This is a genomic window from Phenylobacterium sp. P4_E10 (assembly GCF_056401675.1).
On record NZ_JBFUIW010000020.1, the window covers coordinates 31,064 to 46,684 of the forward strand.

20 protein-coding genes are annotated in these 15,621 nt (G+C 68.2%); 9 read left to right on the forward strand and 11 right to left on the reverse strand.

Translation table 11 applies throughout. From position 1 onward, the window contains the following. The first annotated feature begins 3 nt into the window (after positions 1 to 3). Both AC1DQJ_RS18785 and AC1DQJ_RS18790 read left to right on the forward strand, forming a co-directional pair. Complete coding sequence (locus AC1DQJ_RS18785) at positions 4 to 411, forward strand: hypothetical protein (RefSeq protein WP_477606107.1); 408 nt, start codon at positions 4 to 6, stop codon at positions 409 to 411. Beyond that, positions 408 to 1,319: a sterol desaturase family protein gene (locus tag AC1DQJ_RS18790; protein ID WP_477606109.1), complete on the forward strand. Its 912-nt coding sequence runs from the start codon at positions 408 to 410 to the stop codon at positions 1,317 to 1,319. The genes AC1DQJ_RS18785 and AC1DQJ_RS18790 overlap by 4 nt, the downstream gene beginning before the upstream one ends. Here the strand turns inward: AC1DQJ_RS18790 and AC1DQJ_RS18795 are convergent. Continuing rightward, positions 1,316 to 1,966: a glutathione S-transferase family protein gene (locus AC1DQJ_RS18795; RefSeq protein ID WP_477606111.1), complete on the reverse strand. Its 651-nt coding sequence runs from the start codon at positions 1,964 to 1,966 to the stop codon at positions 1,316 to 1,318. The genes AC1DQJ_RS18790 and AC1DQJ_RS18795 overlap by 4 nt on opposite strands. A gap of 219 nt (positions 1,967 to 2,185) precedes the next feature. On the opposite strand from AC1DQJ_RS18795, the gene AC1DQJ_RS18800 reads away from it, so the two are divergent. From AC1DQJ_RS18800 to AC1DQJ_RS18810, 3 genes are all read left to right on the forward strand, one after another. Next, on the forward strand, positions 2,186 to 2,980 hold the full coding sequence (locus AC1DQJ_RS18800) for a bestrophin-like domain (RefSeq protein WP_477606113.1): 795 nt from the start codon (positions 2,186 to 2,188) through the stop codon (positions 2,978 to 2,980). A 159-nt stretch (positions 2,981 to 3,139) separates the two neighbouring features. Next, positions 3,140 to 4,036 carry an oxygenase MpaB family protein gene (locus AC1DQJ_RS18805; RefSeq protein WP_477606115.1) on the forward strand — a complete coding sequence of 299 codons (897 nt, stop codon included), beginning with the start codon at positions 3,140 to 3,142 and terminating at the stop codon, positions 4,034 to 4,036. A 72-nt stretch (positions 4,037 to 4,108) separates the two neighbouring features. Further along, positions 4,109 to 5,065, forward strand: a complete 957-nt coding sequence (locus AC1DQJ_RS18810; protein WP_477606117.1) for a DUF1254 domain-containing protein — start codon at positions 4,109 to 4,111, stop codon at positions 5,063 to 5,065. Positions 5,066 to 5,068: 3 nt separating this feature from the next. Here the strand turns inward: AC1DQJ_RS18810 and AC1DQJ_RS18815 are convergent, their stop codons facing one another. Beyond that, positions 5,069 to 5,866 (reverse strand): SDR family NAD(P)-dependent oxidoreductase, encoded by a 798-nt coding sequence (locus AC1DQJ_RS18815; RefSeq protein ID WP_477606119.1) that lies wholly within the window; start codon positions 5,864 to 5,866, stop codon positions 5,069 to 5,071. Positions 5,867 to 6,016: 150 nt separating this feature from the next. Here AC1DQJ_RS18815 and AC1DQJ_RS18820 point away from each other — a divergent pair, with 150 nt between their 5' ends. Further along, the gene (locus tag AC1DQJ_RS18820; RefSeq protein WP_477606121.1) at positions 6,017 to 6,547 is read left to right on the forward strand and encodes a glycine cleavage system transcriptional repressor; all 531 of its coding nucleotides are present in this window, start codon (positions 6,017 to 6,019) and stop codon (positions 6,545 to 6,547) included. A gap of 18 nt (positions 6,548 to 6,565) precedes the next feature. Here the strand turns inward: AC1DQJ_RS18820 and AC1DQJ_RS18825 are convergent, their stop codons facing one another. From AC1DQJ_RS18825 to AC1DQJ_RS18845, 5 genes are all read right to left on the reverse strand, one after another. Beyond that, on the reverse strand, positions 6,566 to 7,252 hold the full coding sequence (locus AC1DQJ_RS18825; protein WP_477606123.1) for an aquaporin: 687 nt from the start codon (positions 7,250 to 7,252) through the stop codon (positions 6,566 to 6,568). Beyond that, a complete protein-coding gene (locus tag AC1DQJ_RS18830) occupies positions 7,249 to 7,758 on the reverse strand; it encodes an arsenate reductase ArsC (protein WP_477606125.1) in 510 nt (169 codons plus the stop codon). Before AC1DQJ_RS18830 ends, AC1DQJ_RS18825 begins: the two co-directional genes overlap by 4 nt. Then, positions 7,758 to 8,111, reverse strand: a complete 354-nt coding sequence (locus AC1DQJ_RS18835; RefSeq protein WP_477606127.1) for an ArsR/SmtB family transcription factor — start codon at positions 8,109 to 8,111, stop codon at positions 7,758 to 7,760. Before AC1DQJ_RS18835 ends, AC1DQJ_RS18830 begins: the two co-directional genes overlap by 1 nt. Positions 8,112 to 8,113: 2 nt before the next feature. Further along, positions 8,114 to 8,569, reverse strand: a complete 456-nt coding sequence (locus tag AC1DQJ_RS18840) for an ArsI/CadI family heavy metal resistance metalloenzyme (protein WP_477606128.1) — start codon at positions 8,567 to 8,569, stop codon at positions 8,114 to 8,116. A gap of 120 nt (positions 8,570 to 8,689) precedes the next feature. Continuing rightward, a complete protein-coding gene (locus tag AC1DQJ_RS18845) occupies positions 8,690 to 9,139 on the reverse strand; it encodes a globin domain-containing protein (protein ID WP_477606129.1) in 450 nt (149 codons plus the stop codon). A gap of 84 nt (positions 9,140 to 9,223) precedes the next feature. On the opposite strand from AC1DQJ_RS18845, the gene AC1DQJ_RS18850 reads away from it, so the two are divergent. After that, complete coding sequence (locus AC1DQJ_RS18850) at positions 9,224 to 9,667, forward strand: RrF2 family transcriptional regulator (protein WP_477606132.1); 444 nt, start codon at positions 9,224 to 9,226, stop codon at positions 9,665 to 9,667. A gap of 41 nt (positions 9,668 to 9,708) precedes the next feature. Here the strand turns inward: AC1DQJ_RS18850 and AC1DQJ_RS18855 are convergent, their stop codons facing one another. The 3 genes from AC1DQJ_RS18855 to AC1DQJ_RS18865 all read right to left on the reverse strand — a co-directional run bounded on the left by AC1DQJ_RS18855 (position 9,709) and on the right by AC1DQJ_RS18865 (position 12,364). Next, entirely contained in the window at positions 9,709 to 10,305 is a 597-nt protein-coding gene (locus AC1DQJ_RS18855; protein WP_477606134.1) for a hypothetical protein, read from the reverse strand. A gap of 140 nt (positions 10,306 to 10,445) precedes the next feature. Continuing rightward, positions 10,446 to 10,985: a TetR/AcrR family transcriptional regulator gene (locus tag AC1DQJ_RS18860; RefSeq protein WP_477606136.1), complete on the reverse strand. Its 540-nt coding sequence runs from the start codon at positions 10,983 to 10,985 to the stop codon at positions 10,446 to 10,448. Positions 10,986 to 11,077: 92 nt separating this feature from the next. After that, positions 11,078 to 12,364, reverse strand: coding sequence for a cytochrome P450 (locus AC1DQJ_RS18865; RefSeq protein ID WP_477606138.1), 1,287 nt, complete (start codon positions 12,362 to 12,364; stop codon positions 11,078 to 11,080). Between the two features lie 170 nt (positions 12,365 to 12,534). Between AC1DQJ_RS18865 and AC1DQJ_RS18870 the strand changes: the two genes are divergently transcribed. Both AC1DQJ_RS18870 and AC1DQJ_RS18875 read left to right on the forward strand, forming a co-directional pair. Beyond that, entirely contained in the window at positions 12,535 to 12,867 is a 333-nt protein-coding gene (locus AC1DQJ_RS18870) for a DUF2322 family protein (protein WP_477606140.1), read from the forward strand. A gap of 13 nt (positions 12,868 to 12,880) precedes the next feature. After that, positions 12,881 to 13,255, forward strand: coding sequence for a hypothetical protein (locus tag AC1DQJ_RS18875; protein WP_477606142.1), 375 nt, complete (start codon positions 12,881 to 12,883; stop codon positions 13,253 to 13,255). Positions 13,256 to 13,292: 37 nt separating this feature from the next. On the opposite strand, the gene AC1DQJ_RS18880 is transcribed toward AC1DQJ_RS18875, so the two are convergent. After that, positions 13,293 to 15,578: an Ig-like domain-containing protein gene (locus AC1DQJ_RS18880; RefSeq protein ID WP_477606144.1), complete on the reverse strand. Its 2,286-nt coding sequence runs from the start codon at positions 15,576 to 15,578 to the stop codon at positions 13,293 to 13,295. Between the last annotated feature and the right edge of the window lie 43 nt (positions 15,579 to 15,621).

Below are 15,621 nucleotides of genomic sequence, written 5' to 3' on the forward strand. Positions count from 1 at the left end.
CACGTGTCACAGGGTTTCCTAGTTCAGTTCGCCGCGTCGCTGGCCGCCGTCGCCGTGCTGGTGGCGCTGGCCGCGTGGGCGAAGATCGCCAAGCCGCTGACGCCGCTGACCGATGATCGCGCCCGCCGCCTGCTGGCGGTGGAGTTCCCCGGCCGGCCGCTCGACCGCATCTGGGTGGCGGTGGACGGGCGCGGCGCGTTGGCCAAGTCCGGCGCTGCGGCCCTGGTCATCTGCGAGGTCGGCGACGGCTATGTCGCCCGCCACATCCCCTGGACCCAGGCGGTGGCCTCCAGCTTCCGCGATGGCGTGGTCAGGCTCGACCTCTCCGACGTCGCCGCCCCGCTGGCGCGTCTGGCGCTGCAGAACTGGCCGCCGTCTCCTGAACCTGGCGAAGACCAGAAGGCGGCATGAAGTTCGATCCCGTCACCTTGGCCACGCCGTTCTTCATCCTGGCCGTGATCCTGGAGATCGTGCTCGGCCGCACCAGGCGGGCCAAGGCCAACTATGAGGCGCGCGACACCGCCGCCTCGCTGCTGATGGGCCTGGGCAGCACGGCGGCCGGCCTGCTGACGGGCGGCGCCGCCGCGGTCGCCGCGATCTTCGCCTACCAGCACCGGCTGTTCGACATCCCGATGACCGCCGTCTGGGCCTGGGTGGTGATATTCCTGGCCGAGGACCTGACCTACTACTGGTTCCACCGGCTCAGCCACGAGCGGCGCTTCTGGTGGGCGGCCCACGTCAATCACCACTCCTCGCAGCACTACAACCTCTCGACTGCCTTGCGTCAGACCTGGACCGGCGGCGTCGCCGGAACCTGGGCGCTGTGGCTGCCGCTGGCCTTCCTCGGCTTCCCGCCGGCCATGATCGCCATCCAGAAGGGGATCAGCCTCGTCTATCAGTTCTGGATCCACACCGAGACCATCGGCCGGATGCCGCGCTGGTTCGAGGCGGTGTTCAACACCCCTTCGCACCACCGGGTCCATCACGCCCGCAACCCGCGCTACCTCGACCGCAACTACGCCGGCGTCCTGATCGTCTGGGACAAGCTGTTCGGCACCTTCCAGCCGGAGCTGGACGAGGAGGAGTGCCGCTACGGGATCGTCAAGAATCTCGGCGATTTCAATCTGCTGCGCGTGGCTTTTCATGAATGGGCGGCGATGGCCATGGACGTCCTGCGCCACCCGCGCCACGCGCTCGGCTATGTGTTCGGCCCGCCCGGCTGGAGCCACGACGGCAGCCGCGAAACCAGTCGCACCCTGCGCGCCCAGTGGCAGGCCGAGCAGGGCGCCGAGCCGGAGTCGCCCTCGAAGGCGGCCTAGCGCGGCGCTGAGTTCGTGAACACCGCCAACTGGTCGGCGAAGGCCCGCTTGTAGGCCGGCCGCGCTTCGCCGCGGGCGATATAGGCGCAGAGGTTTGCGTAGTCCTCCAGGATCCCCGATCCGCCCAGTCTGCGCAGCACCGTCACCATCAGCAGGTCGCCGGCGCTGAATTCACCGTCGAGCCAGTCGGCCTGGTCCAGCCGGCTGGAAAGCTGGTCTAGCTGGCCTCGCACGCGCCCGTCGAGCATCGGCAGGCGCGCCTCGAACCAGGGCTTGTCGCGCTCCACGAGCATGGCCATCGAGCGTTCCACGATCGGCGGCTCCACCGTGCTGAGCGCGGCGAACATCCAGGCGGCCGCGCGCGCCCGGGGGTTGGCGTCGCCTGGCAGCAGCCCGGCATAACGCTGGGCGATGTGCAGCACGATCGCCCCGGACTCGAACAGCGCCAGGTCGCCTTCCTCATAGGTCGGGATCTGCCCGAACGGATGCAGCCGGCGATGCGCCGGTTGCTTCATCGCCTCGAACGAAACCAGGCGAACCTCGTAAGGCTGGCCCACCTCTTCCAGCGCCCAGCGGACACGCATGTCCCGCGCCAAACCCCGGCCGCGATCAGGCGAGCGTTCAAAGGCGGTGAGGGTGATGGCCATCGGCGCGCTAGTCCTGCAACTGGAGAGGCGGCGTCTGCCGCGTCCGCATGCGGGCATCACATCATCAGGGCGCGTCCGTCCGCAACAGCGTCGTGGGCGAGGGTTGTGGCGCTGATTAGGGACTTACCCGATGGCGGCCGGGCCGCCGGACATCCAGGCTCTGGTGTTCTGGCGCGACCGCGCGAGGCTTTGGGGGGCCAGTGACGGGAGACCGGCGTCATGGGTTGGGTGGACCAGACCCCGCTATGGATTGTGGCGCTCGCTTGCCTCGCCGGCCTGATCGCGGCGCATGAACTGGGCTATCGCGCTGGTCGGTTTCTCGACCGTCGGCGCAGCCACGCCGCCGGCAAGGACCATCTGGTCGCATCCGTCCTTTCGCTGGTCGGGCTGATGATGGCCTTCACCTTCGCGTCCGCGCAGACGGAGTTTCGTCAGCGGCAGGAACTGGTCGTCGCCGAGGCGAACGCCCTGGGGTCCGCCTATCGGTGGATCCAGGCCCTGCCTCAGCCATGGCGCGGCTCGCTCAGTCGGCAGATGGTTCGATATGCGGACGTGCGCGGAGCATTTTACGACTCCACCAACAGCCCGGCCTCGCTGTCACGCAACAGCGCTAACACCGCCGCCGAACAGGCGAAGATCTGGGACACGGCCGGTGACGCCGTGCGGGCCGATGTCGTGCCTGCGCTGATCCAGCACCTGGTGCAGTCGCTCAACGAGGCCTTCGCCGTCGCCGCATCGCGCCGCGCGGCCGAGGACATCCGAACGCCGATAGCCGTCCTGGCGACGCTGGTGATATCCGGGCTGGTGACCACCGCGGTCGTGGGCTTCGCGGGCGGCTCTCACCGGCGCTACCCGTACGTGACGATCGCCATCCTCTCGGTCCAGGTCCTGGCGCTCTGCCTGATCCTCGGCCTCGACCGTCCGGGCACGAGGACGGTGCGGATCAACCAGACGCCCATGGACCGCGCCATCGCGGCGATCCAGCAGAGCGAAGCGGTCAAGCCGGCTGATTGACCGGCTCGGCTCCGCCCTGCCGAACCGCAATGCGACAGCGGTCGAAGGCCTCGCGCGCGGCCGCTTCGTGCGCCGCCTGCACGGGCCACCTGTCAGAACCGATAGCTTGCCGGCCCGTTCTGCTCGGCGCAGCCTACGCTGAACTGGGAGAAGATCGCGATGACCGACGCCGCCCCAAGATCCGCGCTGGAAGCGCCTGTCGATGCGCTGGCCGGCGCCGTCGGGCGGCGGGTGTTCGGCCCCTCCAAGATCGATTACGCCAGTCCGGAGGGCGATCCTGGCCTCTACGGCCCCGACAGCGTCGCCTGGCGGGTTCACGCCAACCCCGTCGCGCTGGCGGTCGGCGGCGTGGCGGCGGTGATCCTCGAACTGGCCGAGCCGCGGGTGCGCACCGGCGTCTGGGAGCACTCGATCTTCGCCAAGGATCCGCTGACCCGCATGCAGCGCACCGGCGAGGCGGCGATGATCACCACCTATGGCTCCACCGCCGACGCGCTCAAGCGCGTCGCCATGGTCACTCGCATGCACGAAAAGGTCGGCGGGGTGACGCCCGAGGGCCAGCGCTATCACGCGCTGGAGGGCGAGCTGATGACCTGGGTTCATTCCACCGCCGGCTTCGGCTTCCTGAACGCCTACCTTCGCCATGTCGGGCCGCTGAGCCTGGCCGACCAGGACCGCTACTACGCAGAGGGCGCGGCGCTCGGCCGGGCGTTCGGCGCGCCGGAGCCGCCCGCCTCGGTGCAGGAGACCCAGGCCCTGTTCGCCAAGATGACCCCGAAGCTGGTCCCGCACCCGATCATCGGCGAGTTCCTCGACATCGTCCGGCGCACCTCGCCGATCGGGCTGCTGGGGCGGGCGCTCCAGCCGCTGGTCGTCGAGGCGGCCATCGACCTGACGCCGCCGGAGATCCGCACGCGGCTGGGCCTCGCCGCCAATCCGCTCAAGCTGGCGGTGGCCAAGGCGACGCTGGGCGCCATGGCCGCCGCCGCGCGCCTCGCCCCAAGCGAGATCCCACGCCAAGCCCACGCCCGCATGGGCCGAAGGCTGGGAGACTAGGCCGGGTTTCGCCCGATGGTCGGGCTTTTGGCCTAGCCCGAAGCTGCGCGTCCCGTTGAACGGAGGCGCGCCTTGACCAGTCCGACAATCGTGAACGCCGACAATTTCGTCCGCGCGGAGACCGACAACTACTTTGCAGGCTTCGTGAAGAACGGAGCCCTGGGCAAGTTCGTGCACGCCCGCGAGCCCGCCACAGTCGAGAAGCAGGACGTGGTCCGCATGAACCGGGACACGCTCTACAGCATGGCGGTCTTCGATCTTGAGGTCGGGGACGCGACGATCACTCTGCCGGACGCCGGGCCGCGTTACATGGCGTTGCAGGTGATCGACGAGGATCACTACACCCACGGCGTCGAACACGCGCCCGCCCGCCGGGTCCTGACCAAGGCGGATCTGGGAACGCGCTACGCCATCGCCATCCTCAGGACCCTCGTTGATCCCGAGGACACGGCCGATTTAGCGCAGGTGCACGCGCTTCAAGACGCGGTGGTCATCACCCAGGCCGGGCAGGGGACCTTCGAAGCCCCGGACTGGGACGAGGCAAGCCTCGGCAAGGTGCGCGACGCGCTCAAGGTGCTCGGCGACGATCTCCCTGATTTCGCCCGCGCCTTCGGGGCGAAGGGCGAGGTCGACCCGATCCGCCGGCTGATCGGCACGGCGGCGGGCTGGGGCGGCAATCCGGATTCCGAAGCGGTCTATGTCGGCGGCTCTCCCGAGCGCAACGACGGCAAGACTGTCCATCGCCTGACCGTCAAGGACGTGCCCGTCGACGGCTTCTGGTCGATCAGCATCTACAACGAGGCCGGCTTCTTCGAGCCAAATAGCCAGGGCGCCTATTCGATCAACAGCGTCACCGCCGCCCGGGACGCCGATCGCGGCGTCACCATTCAGTTCGGGGGCTGCGACGGAAACGTCCCGAACTGCCTGCCGACGCCGGCTGGCTGGAACTACACGATCAGGCTCTATCGCCCCCGCGCGGAGATTCGCGACGGCAAGTGGACGTTTCCCGTGCCCCAGCCGGTGGCGTGAAGCCTAGAGCGCGAACGAGAACCCGCCGTTGACCGGATAGACTTGGCCGGTGATCCAGCTCGAGGCGTCCGAGGCCAGGAACTGCACCATGTTGGCGATGTCGTCCGGACGGCCTGGCCGGCGGATGATGTACTTCTCCAGCTGCCGCTTCAGCCGCTCCGGATCGCCGTTCAGGGTGCGCTCCACCGCCGGCGTGGCGGTCAGGGCGATGGCCACCGAATTGGCGGTGATCCCGTAGCGGCCCAGCGAACGCGCCACCGAGCGCATGAAGCCCGCGGCTCCGGCCTTGGCCCCGGCGTAAATCTCCAGCCCCGCGTCGCCCCAGCGGCTGGCGTCGGAGATCACGGTGACGATCCGCCCGGGCGCCTGGCGCTCCAGCATGCCGGGGATCACCGCGGCGGTGCAGTTCATCACTCCGTAGAGGTTGACGCCGATGAAGCTGTTCCAGACCTCCGGATTGGTCTCCCAGAACGGCTTGCCGAGCTCGGCCGAGGGATTGGCCCCGGCATTGCCGGCGTTGTTGACCAGGATGCCGACCGCGCCGAGGTCGGCCGCGGCCTTGGCTACCATGTCGCGCACCGCCGCGTGGTCGGAGACGTCGCACTGCAGGGCCAGCGCCTTGCCGCCGGTCGCGCGGATCTCTTCGGCCACGCCTTCCGCCCGCTCCAGCACGTAGTCGTTGACGATCACGCCGCCGCTGCCCTTGGCGTCCGCCAACTGCAGGGCGATCTGCCGCCCGACGCCCTGGCCGGCGCCGGTGACAAGGGCGACGCGCCCGCCCAGATCGAGGATATCGGTCATTGGCTTTCCCTCCCGAATGGGCGCCAGGCGCGCCCCGGCGAAAGCCTATTTCGGCTGACGTGGGGGAGGCCTAGGGCCGCGCCGCCCCTGGCGCCGAACCCGTCCGCCCCATAGAGTTCGCCGCTCCTTCGACCTAGCTGAGAGTTCCCCATGGCCACCCTGATCCTGAGCATTGTCGGCAGCGACCGGCCCGGCCTGACCCAGGCCCTGGCCGCTGCGGTCCTCTCGGCTGGCGGCAACTGGCTGGAGAGCCATCTGAGCCGGCTCGGCGGCCTCTATGTCGGCTCGGTGCTGGTCGAGCTGGCCGATGGCGGCGTCGAAGCCTTGCGCGCCGCGGTCAAGGAAGTCGACGCCCAGGGCCTGGAGGTGCGGATCTCTCCGGCGCTCGAACAAGCCGGCGCCGCGGGCGGCGAGAGCGTCCAGTTCAGCCTGGTCGGCCAGGACCGCACGGGCATCGTCCACCAGGTCACCGCGATCCTCAGCCGCCTGGAAGCCAATATCGAAGCCTTCGACACCTCGATCAGCGTCGAGCCGCACTCCGGCGCGCCGCTGTTCCACATGGACGCCCGCCTGCGGCTGCCGCCGACCTTGAGCGCCGAGGCGGTTCAGGCCGCGCTGGAGGACATCTCGGCCGAGATCATGGTCGACATCACGCTCACCCCGGCCGAACCGTCGCGCTGACGTCCAGCCGCGCGCCAGCTACGAAGGCCGCTTGCGGCCGCCCAGCAGCCAGGTGAGGACCGCGACCGCCGCCAGCGCGCCGGCCAGCTGGCCGAGCCAGAAGCCGGGAACGCTCGCCGGCGCGATCCCCGCGAAGGTGTCCGACAGGCTGCGGGCCAGGGTCACGGCGGGGTTGGCGAACGAGGTGGAGGCCGTGAACCAGTAGGCCGCGGTGATGTAGAGGCCTACGGCGGCGGCGGTGAAGTCGGGCCTCAGCCGCGCCGTGCCCAGGATCGTCGCCAGCAGGCCGAAGGTGGCGACGAACTCCGAGAACGCCAGCGCCGGTCCGCTGCGCAGCTTGCTCGAGACCTGCAGGATCGGCTCGGCGAACATGGCGTGGGCCGCGAACACGCCGATCACGGCGGCGGCGACCTGAACGGCCGCGTAGGCGCAGGCCAGCCGCCAGCCCAGGTCCTTGCGAAGCGCGAACGCCAGGGTGACGACCGGATTGAAATGGGCGCCGGAGATCGGCCCGAACACGCTGATCAACACCACCAGCCCCGCCCCGGTCGCAAGGGTGTTGCCCAGCAGCGCCAGGGCCTGGTTCCCGCCGGCCAGGCGCTCGCCCATGATCCCCGAGCCCACGACCACCGCCAGCAGCAGGGCCGTCCCCAGCGCCTCGCCGGCAAGGCGGCGTGGGACGTCGTACGCGGGCGGCTCGCTCATGCGTTCTCGTCGCCCGCCGCCGCGTGGATCTCGCGCATCCGACGCTGAAGCGACAGGTGATCGAGCGCGGTAACGGGCAGGGCGACCAGCAGTTCGATGCGCCGGCGCAACTGGCGGGCCGCCTCGGCGAAGGCCACGGCGATCTGGGCCTCCGTCCCGTCGGCCGCCGCCGGGTCGGGGACGCCCCAATGGGCCGTCACCGGCTGCCCCGGCCACACCGGACAGACCTCGCCCGCAGCGTTGTCGCAGACGGTGATCACGAAATCGAGCTTGGGCGCGCCAGGCGCGGCGAACTCGTCCCACGGCTTGGAGCGGAAGTCGCCGTCGCTGAAACCGAGCGTGCGCACCAGCGGCAGGACGTGCGGGTTGACCTCGCCCTTGGGCATGGAGCCGGCCGAGAACGCCCGGAAGCGGCCTTCGCCCAACCGGTTCATCAAGGCCTCGGCCAGGATCGAGCGCGCCGAGTTGCCGGTGCACAGGAACAATATGTTCAACGGCTCGCCCATCAGCAGCTCCTGCCTTCGGCCGAGCAGGCCTGGCTCGCCATCGCAGCCATCGGCGCGCAGATCTCGGGCTTGCCCGCGCAGCAGTCCTCCATCAGGAAGCCCAGCAGGTCGCGCATCTGGTCGTAGGCCGCGGTGTAGATGATCGACCGGCCGTCCCGTCGCGCGGCGATCAGGCCGGCCCGCGTCAGCACGCTGAGATTGGCCGACAACGTGCTCTGGATGGCGCCGGTGGCGCGGGCGATGTCCCCGGCCGCCATCCCCTCGGGCCCAGCCCGCACCAGCAGGCGAAACACGTCCAGCCGGCCTTCATGGGCCAGGGCGCCCAGCGCCGAAATCGCGCTCTGCGTCTCCATGATCAGCAGCAGGCCGAGGCCGGCGACGGCGCTGGCCCGCAGCAGGCGGAGCCGGTCGAGGCTTCGAGCGCCGCCTGCGCGTGATCCTCGCCGTAGGTGGTCGCCTCGCCATGGGTGAAGAAGGTTTCCCAGCGCAGGCCCGCCGGATCGCTCACCCAGCTCTTGTCGGACTTGGCGTAGCAGCAGGTGGCGCTCGCCTCGTCGAAGGTCTGCGCCCCGGCCGCCTTCAGCCGGTCGGACAGCTCGCCGAGCTCGGCGGCGCTGTCGACCTGGATGCCGACGTGGTCCAGGCCCGGCGCGCGATGTGTCGAGATGGCCAGGTTCACCTTCGGATCATCCAGCATCCACTTGGCGTAGTCGTCCTTCACCACGCTCGGCGCGGCGCCGAACAGGGTCTGGTAGAACTGGATGGACTGGGCGAGGTCGGGCACGCTGACGTGCAGATGTAGGCGCTTCACGGCTGGGCTCCATGCGCTGAACTCACCCATCGATACTTCTGGAAATATCGATGAGTCAAGCGTCAGGGCAATGGCCGCCCGAAGCGGCCGCGACGCGGTGGTCGGCTATGGAACCGACCGTTAGGCCGCCTCGGCATCCTCATAGGCCTGGGCTTCAGCGGCGATGAGGATGTCGGCCAGCATCCAATAGGCTTCGCCCCAGGCCGACAGCACCTCGTCCGTCGCTACGTCCGCGCCCAGCACCTCGCGGATCGCCGGCAGCAGGGCTTCGGCGACGTGCGGGTAATGCTCCGGCTTCACGCCGGTGTCCACGTGACGGGCGACCATGCTCTGCACCGCCGCCCCCAGGTTCTCGAGCTTATCGATGTTCTTGGCGTAGGCCAGGATCGCGCCGGCCAGACGGCGCGGTTGCTCGCCGCTTTCCTGGGCGGCGCGATCGAACATCGCGGCAATCTCCGCATCCTTGAACAGGCGCGCATACATCGCCGTCGTGATCTCAAGGCCGTGCTTCTGGATTGCGGGTGCGGTCGACTTGACGATGGCGATGGCCTGAGCGGAAGCGGTGCGCATATCTACTCCTTAAAAGAGGTAATTAAAAAGCCGGTATTATATGTGCTTGATTAGAGCAAGCGCATTTTCCACATTGGCCCACGCATGCAACTCACCCAGCATACCGACTTTGGCCTGCGTCTCCTGATCGTCCTGACCCGGCAGGGCGGCGGTCCGATCGCTCTGCCCAGCTTCGCGGCCGAGCAGCGATTGTCCTACAACCACGTGTCCAAGGTCGCCCAGGCGCTGGCGCGGGCGGGCTTCATCAAGAGCCTGCGTGGCCGGAACGGGGGAGTGGAGCTCGCCCGGCCGCCTTCGGAATTCACCGTCGGCGATGTCGTGCGCGCGCTGGAGCCGGGAATGCGGATGGCCGACTGCGGCCATTGCGAATTGCGGCTGGGCTGCGAGACCAGCAGCGTTCTCGCCCAAGCGGTCGCGGCGTTCTTCGCCGTCCTCGACCAGACCTCGTTGGCCGTTGCAGCCCAATCGGCGCGCCCGGCCCACTCGCCCTGGACCCTGGGCAAGCCGGGCGCGGCCTCGGGGGCCTGAGCAGGCCGCCCGAGGCCGCCCGCTTCGACCCCCGCTTCGTCTTAGGCTTCCGGCGGCGGCGGAAGCGGCATGTCGATCTCCGCGTCCTGGTCCACGTACGCGGTCAGGGTCTGGCCCGGTTTGATCTCGATGTCGTGGCCGCGCTTGAGCAGGCCCAGCGGACCGAACAGCACGGTAAGCGCGATGGTCGCGCCGATGGCGCCCTTGCCTTCACCGCCCTTGCTGGCGCGCAGGCGCACGCGGGTGTCGCCGACACGGATATAGTTGAGGCGCACGTTCAGTTCGCCCGCCTGGCCCATGAAGCCCTTCTTCTTGGCGTCGGTAACCTCGCCGCGCCCCCGATAGCCGGCGCGGATCACGGTGCCGTCGGCCAGCTTCATGTCCTCTTCGAGCGCTATCGAGAACTGGTCGCCGGCGGTGTTGGTCCCCGAGGACAGCCGGTCCTCGAACCGGATCACCACCTCCTCGCCCTCGCGCAGCTTCACCTTTGAAGGCGCTGAGGCGGTCCTGGCTGGAACCGCCGCGGTCGCCGGAGCCAGAGCCGAAGTCGCACCGCTCTGCGCCAGCGCCAGCTGCGGCGCTGCGACGAGAGCAAACGCCAGCACGCTGACCACGCAGCGCGAACCGTTGAAAGTCATAGATATTCCCCCCGGGCGCGAGCCTGCGCCGCGCCGAACTTGTGGCGCAACGGCGGCTGGATGGCAATCTAGGCGACGGCGCTCGCATAGAGGGCAGGGAAGCCCTAGGCGCCTTCATGGTCGTGCGGCGTGCGCGCCGGTCAGCCCGCAGACCGCGGGGCCAGAAGGAAGGCCAGCCCGCGCAACACCGCCTGCTCCAGGCGTTCGGCCGAGTCGATGTCCTGCTGCATGTGGACGCTCGAGGCGATGCCGCGCCCCAGAACCCAGAACACCCGTGCGATGTCCTCGACCCGATCGGGCGGGGCCCTATCGTCGCCGAGCAAAGAGCTCTGGAACACCTCGAACGCCCGCTGCTCGGCCTCCCGCACCGCCAGGTTCGGCTCCATCTGCATCAGCGCGTAGAGGTGCGGCCATCGTCGGATGAAGCTGAGCAACGCGGCCGAGGCGGCGTCGATCTGGCGCGGGGACCTGCCGCTCGCCATGGCCCGCTCGATCATCTGGGCGAGTTCCCTCCAGCCTTCGACCGCCACCGCCGCCAGCAGGGCGTCCTTGTTGGCGAAATGGTAGTAGAGGCTCGCGACCCCGCTGCCGACCTCCGCGGCGATGAGCCTCAACTGCAAGGCGTCCGCCCCGCCGCTGTCGACCAGGCGGCGCGCCGCCTCCAAGGCTCGGCGGCGCAACGTTCCGGGGCTTTCTATCGCGAAGCGCGTCATCTCATGCCGTCCCTAGCAGACGGCAGCGACCATGAACGATGACCCGCGCCGCAGCCAGCCTAGAGCTTGGACGGCAGGACGACCTTCATGTCTTCGTAGCCCTTCACGAAGGTCGAGTAGCTGCGCTTCGGCTCTTCCAGCAGCTGGATATCGGGGAAGCGCTTGAGGATCTCTTCCCAGATAATCGTCAGCTGTAGCTCGGCCAGGCGGTTGCCCACGCAGCGGTGGATGCCGAAGCCGAACGACATGTGTTGGCGCGGGCGGGCGCGGTCGATGATGTAGCTGTTCGGGTTCTCGATCACCCGCTCGTCGCGATTGCCCGAGACGTACCACATGACCACCTTGTCGCCTTCGCGGATGGTCTTGCCGCCCATTTCGAAGTCCTGGGTGGCGGTGCGGGACATGTGGGCCAGCGGCGTCTGCCAGCGGATGGTCTCCGAGACCATCGAAGAGATCAGGCCCTGATCGGCTCGCAGCTTGGCGTACTGGTCGGGGTTCCGGTTGAGGGCGTAGACCGATCCGCTGATTGTGTTCCGGGTCGTGTCGTTGCCGCCGATGATCAGCAGGCCGACATTGGCGTGGAACTCCGCCATCGTCATGTTCCGGGTCTCCTCGCCGTGGGCCAGCATGGAGATCAGGTCGCCCGCCGGCTCGGCGTTCACCCGCTGGTTCCACAGCTCGGTGAAGTAGCCGAAACACTCGGCCATGGTTTCCCGCAGCTCCTGCAAACTGGCTGCCCCGCCGCCGAAGCCGGGCGGCGTGGTCATGGCGTCGGACCAGCGGGTCAGCTTGCGGCGCTCCTCGAACGGGAAGTCGAACAGTGTCGCCAGGGTCATGGTGGTGAGCTCCTTCGACACCAGGTCGACCCAATCGAAGGCCTCGCCGACCGGCAGCGAGTCGAGGATCAGCCCGGCTCGTTCGCGGATCTGCGGAGCCATGATGGTCAGGGCGTGGGGCGACAGCGCCGGGCTGACCGTCTTGCGCTGCACGTCGTGGCGCGGCGGGTCCATGGCGATGAAGTTGGTGGCGGTGTTGTTGGGGTCGCGGAACCCCTGGGCGGCCTTCGGCGTGAGCGAGATGCCCTTGGCAGAGGAGAACACCTGGTGGTTGGAATCCACCGCCATGATGTCGTTGTAGCGGGTGATCGACCAGTAGGGGCCGTAGTTGCTGTCGGGCGTGAAGTGGACTGGGGATTCGTCGCGCAGGCGCTCGAAGATCGGCCACATTGCATCGTCGCGGAACAGTGAGGCTCGGGCCGGATTGAGCGATTCCAAGGGGTCGGCGTAGGCGGCCTTGCGCGCGGCCTCACGCTTGTCCTTCAGGATATCCAGAGTTCCGTCAGCCATCGCAGCGCCCTCGTTGCATACGCCCCTAGGCTGGGCGTGGGCTCATCGAGACCTTTCGAACAAGGTTCCACAAGGTCTTCGCACCAGGGCGAGCGTCTCTCATGGCCGAGGTTTGATGTCGGTGTTACATGCCCCCCGCGATCAACTTAGGAACCCGAGACAGGCTGGCGATGATTCAACCCGGTGCGACGTTCAAGGAAAATCTCCAGCAATTGCCTCCGGTTGACGGGGTGCAACGCATCGACCTCGTGGACGGGAACGGAGACGTGGTTGCAAGCATCGAAAATCAGCCGGGCAAACAAGGCTCGCTGGCCGTCTACCAGTACCTGCAGCGCTCCTTTGGCGTCCTGGATAAGGACGCCGCCGAGCATGGCCTGGCGGTGTTCGCCGAGCATACGGCGGATGCTCGAAGCCGCCCGGGCGCGCATCCGAATGTCGACCGCCTCCTTGAGATCGCCGATGGCGGCGGCCCGCTGCAAGTCGAAGTCATCGCGGCGAGCTAGGTTCGGGAGCCGGTTGGCGCCCGCTCATCGCGGCAAAACGTCCGAGCGTCTCAAAATGGGGATGTGCGGGTTGCATGACGGCCGGCTCGGTCGCATTGGCCTGGCGATGTCGATGCTACCAGCCTTTGAGCCGGCGACCCGGCCGTGCCGTTCGTTCGCCGCCCGCTCGATCTTCACCCTGCTCAGGGCCCGGCTCTATGGACGCATAGGGGAGGTCGATGGGCAGGACCACGACCTGATCGACAGGCTGGAGGGCATGGCCGCCCGGCTCCTCGAATTCGAACAGTACATCGTCGCGCGAGCAGAGCTCCTCGAAAGCGCGATCGCCAGGTGGTCCCCGCTCGTCGATGACGAGGCCGCGTTCTGGAAGGCCGTTCTGGCCGATTGAGGCGGGCGCCGCGGCCGCGGGCCGTACGCTTGCCCCTTTAGGAGAACAAGAAGTCGCCGGCGGTGAGGCTGCTCATCGATATCCCGGCGAGCACGATCGTCTGACTGCCCAGCGTGATGATGGTGTCCACGCCGACCATGACCATCTTGCCGGACAGGCTCTGGAAATCCGCCGCCTGGGTTACCGACAGCAGGATGCGATCGCCCTCTGCGTGGCTGAAGTCCCGAATGACATCGCGGCCCGCGCCGCCAACGAAGCTGAAGATGTCCGCGCGAGCGCCTCCAGTCAGGGTGTCGTCGCCTAGGTCGCCGGAGAGGCGGTCAGCGCCGTCGCCGCCCCAGAGGACGTCATTGTCCTGGCCGCCGAAAAGCACGTCGTCGCCGAGGTCGCCCAGAAGCACATCATCGCCCTGATTGCCCTGGACGAAGTCGTCGCCCTGGCCGCCGGCGACACTGTCGTTCCCAAGGTCGCCGAATAGCAGGTCGTTCCCCTGGTTGCCGTTGATGAAATCGTTTCCTTGGCCGCCACGCGCGATGTCGGCGCCGAGGCCGGCCGAGATGGTGTCGGCCCCGCTATTGCCCTGCAGGACGTCGTTGTTCGGTCCGCCGTTCAGCTGGTCGTTGCCGCCTCCGGCCGAGATCGAGTCAGCGCCGGCGCCGCTCCAGTTGATGACGTTGTCGGTGCTGTCGCCGGTGACCACCGAGCCGTCCGGCGTCACGACGCTGACCACCGGCGGCGGCGGGGGCGGCGGGGGCGGAGGCGGGGCGGGCTGGATCGTGATCGTCAGGCTGGCGCTTACTGCCGAGGTGTTCCCCGCCAGATCCGTCGCCTTGACTGAAAGGGTGTGTTGGCCGATCGCCAGCGCGCTTGAGGTGATCGACCAGTTTCCTGACCCGTCGGCGGTCGCGGTCCCTAGCACAGTGGTCCCGTCGGTGTCGTACAGCGAGACGGCCGTGTTCGCCTGGCTCGTGCCCCTGAAAGTGGGGGTCGCGTCGCTGGTGAGATTGTCGGTGTTGGACGTTCCGGTGTCAGACGCGGGATCCAGGTCCGGGGCGGAAGGCGCCAAGGGGGGCGTCGTGTCGAGGACGTAGGCCCTGGCGAAGGTCGCGCTTTCATTGCCCGCCAGATCGACGACCCGCACTTTCAGCGTGTCGGATTGGGCGAGGGTCGCCCCGGCTAGGGACCAGGCGTTGGAGCCCACCGTGGCGGAGGCCGCAATCCAGGTCGCGCCATTATCGGTCGAGACGTGAACCGTGTCGCCGGCCGCGAGATTGCTGGCCAGGGAGCCGCTGATGGTCTGCGCCGTGATCTTCGTGATCAAGTCGCTCGCGGAGGCGCCGGTGTCGGCAGACAGGCTGATGCTGCTGGCCCCGGTCGGCGCAACCGTGTCGAGGACATAGGCCTGGGTGTAGGTCGCACCTGCATTGCCCACCGGATCGACGACCCGCACTTTCAGTGTGTCGGATTGGGTAAGAGACGCCCCGGCCGCGGACCAGGTGCTGGAGCCCACCGAGGCGGAGGCCGCAATCCAGGTCGCGCCATTATCGGTCGAGACCTGAACCGCGTCGCCGGCCGCAAGATTGCTTGCTAGCGTGCCGGAGATGGTCTGGGCGGCGGTCTTCGTGATGAAGTCGGAGCCGGAAGTCCCGGTGTCCGCAGAAAAGGCCGCTGAGGCGATGACGTTCGTGGGCGGGGTGTTGTCGACGACGTACGCCGGCCCACTCGTGTAGCTGGTCGCAATGGCGTTGCCCGCGCCGTCCACGATTCCTGGGCCGCCAGCCACGTCGAGCCGGACAGAGCCGTCTCCACCTGTGACGCCTACAACTACGGTCCAGGTCGCGCCGGACCCGGATACAGATGATATCGATAGGAAGCCGCCGACGTTGCCCGTCGTCGCCAGAACGAAATCCGACGTGTCGACACCCGTCACCGCTTCGCTGAATGTGACGACATACGACAGCGTGGGACTTGTGGTCGGCGAAGCGCCGCCGGTCACGATCGAACTCACGGTCGGACGTAGGGTGTCGATCGCGTAGTTGTTGGAGTCCGTGCTTCCGACGCCCGGACCCCCGACGCCGGAGACCCCGGTGTTGGCGAGGGTGATGAGATTGGTCGCGTCTTGCACACCGAGCGTCGGCGTAAACGTCGCCGTCCAGGTGACGCCGCCGTCGCCGGAAGCAACCGCGCTGAGCGTTCCGTTTGCAACCGTCAGGTCTGCATTGTCGAAGCCCGATACGGCTTCCGTGAAGCTGAACGTGACGAGTGACGTTTCGCCTACAGCGAGGCTCGTGTCGGCGACGTTGATTGCAGAGCTGAGGGCCATGAGCCCGACGCTAGCTGATTGCTGCAAAGCTTGACAGCACGCG

Excerpts from the sequence above, each read along its gene's own strand:
- AC1DQJ_RS18870 (WP_477606140.1), top strand. The coding sequence starts at position 12,535 with ATGATTCAACCCGGTGCGACGTTCAAGGAAAATCTCCAGCAATTGCCT.
- AC1DQJ_RS18835 (WP_477606127.1), bottom strand. The coding sequence starts at position 8,111 with ATGGAGACGCAGAGCGCGATTTCGGCGCTGGGCGCCCTGGCCCATGAA.
- AC1DQJ_RS18845 (WP_477606129.1), bottom strand. The coding sequence starts at position 9,139 with ATGCGCACCGCTTCCGCTCAGGCCATCGCCATCGTCAAGTCGACCGCA.
- AC1DQJ_RS18830 (WP_477606125.1), bottom strand. The coding sequence starts at position 7,758 with ATGGGCGAGCCGTTGAACATATTGTTCCTGTGCACCGGCAACTCGGCG.
- AC1DQJ_RS18865 (WP_477606138.1), bottom strand. The coding sequence starts at position 12,364 with ATGGCTGACGGAACTCTGGATATCCTGAAGGACAAGCGTGAGGCCGCG.
- AC1DQJ_RS18850 (WP_477606132.1), top strand. The coding sequence starts at position 9,224 with ATGCAACTCACCCAGCATACCGACTTTGGCCTGCGTCTCCTGATCGTC.
- AC1DQJ_RS18815 (WP_477606119.1), bottom strand. The coding sequence starts at position 5,866 with ATGACCGATATCCTCGATCTGGGCGGGCGCGTCGCCCTTGTCACCGGC.
- AC1DQJ_RS18855 (WP_477606134.1), bottom strand. The coding sequence starts at position 10,305 with ATGACTTTCAACGGTTCGCGCTGCGTGGTCAGCGTGCTGGCGTTTGCT.
- AC1DQJ_RS18880 (WP_477606144.1), bottom strand. The coding sequence starts at position 15,578 with ATGGCCCTCAGCTCTGCAATCAACGTCGCCGACACGAGCCTCGCTGTA.
- AC1DQJ_RS18795 (WP_477606111.1), bottom strand. The coding sequence starts at position 1,966 with ATGGCCATCACCCTCACCGCCTTTGAACGCTCGCCTGATCGCGGCCGG.
- AC1DQJ_RS18805 (WP_477606115.1), top strand. The coding sequence starts at position 3,140 with ATGACCGACGCCGCCCCAAGATCCGCGCTGGAAGCGCCTGTCGATGCG.
- AC1DQJ_RS18790 (WP_477606109.1), top strand. The coding sequence starts at position 408 with ATGAAGTTCGATCCCGTCACCTTGGCCACGCCGTTCTTCATCCTGGCC.
- AC1DQJ_RS18820 (WP_477606121.1), top strand. The coding sequence starts at position 6,017 with ATGGCCACCCTGATCCTGAGCATTGTCGGCAGCGACCGGCCCGGCCTG.
- AC1DQJ_RS18825 (WP_477606123.1), bottom strand. The coding sequence starts at position 7,252 with ATGAGCGAGCCGCCCGCGTACGACGTCCCACGCCGCCTTGCCGGCGAG.
- AC1DQJ_RS18800 (WP_477606113.1), top strand. The coding sequence starts at position 2,186 with ATGGGTTGGGTGGACCAGACCCCGCTATGGATTGTGGCGCTCGCTTGC.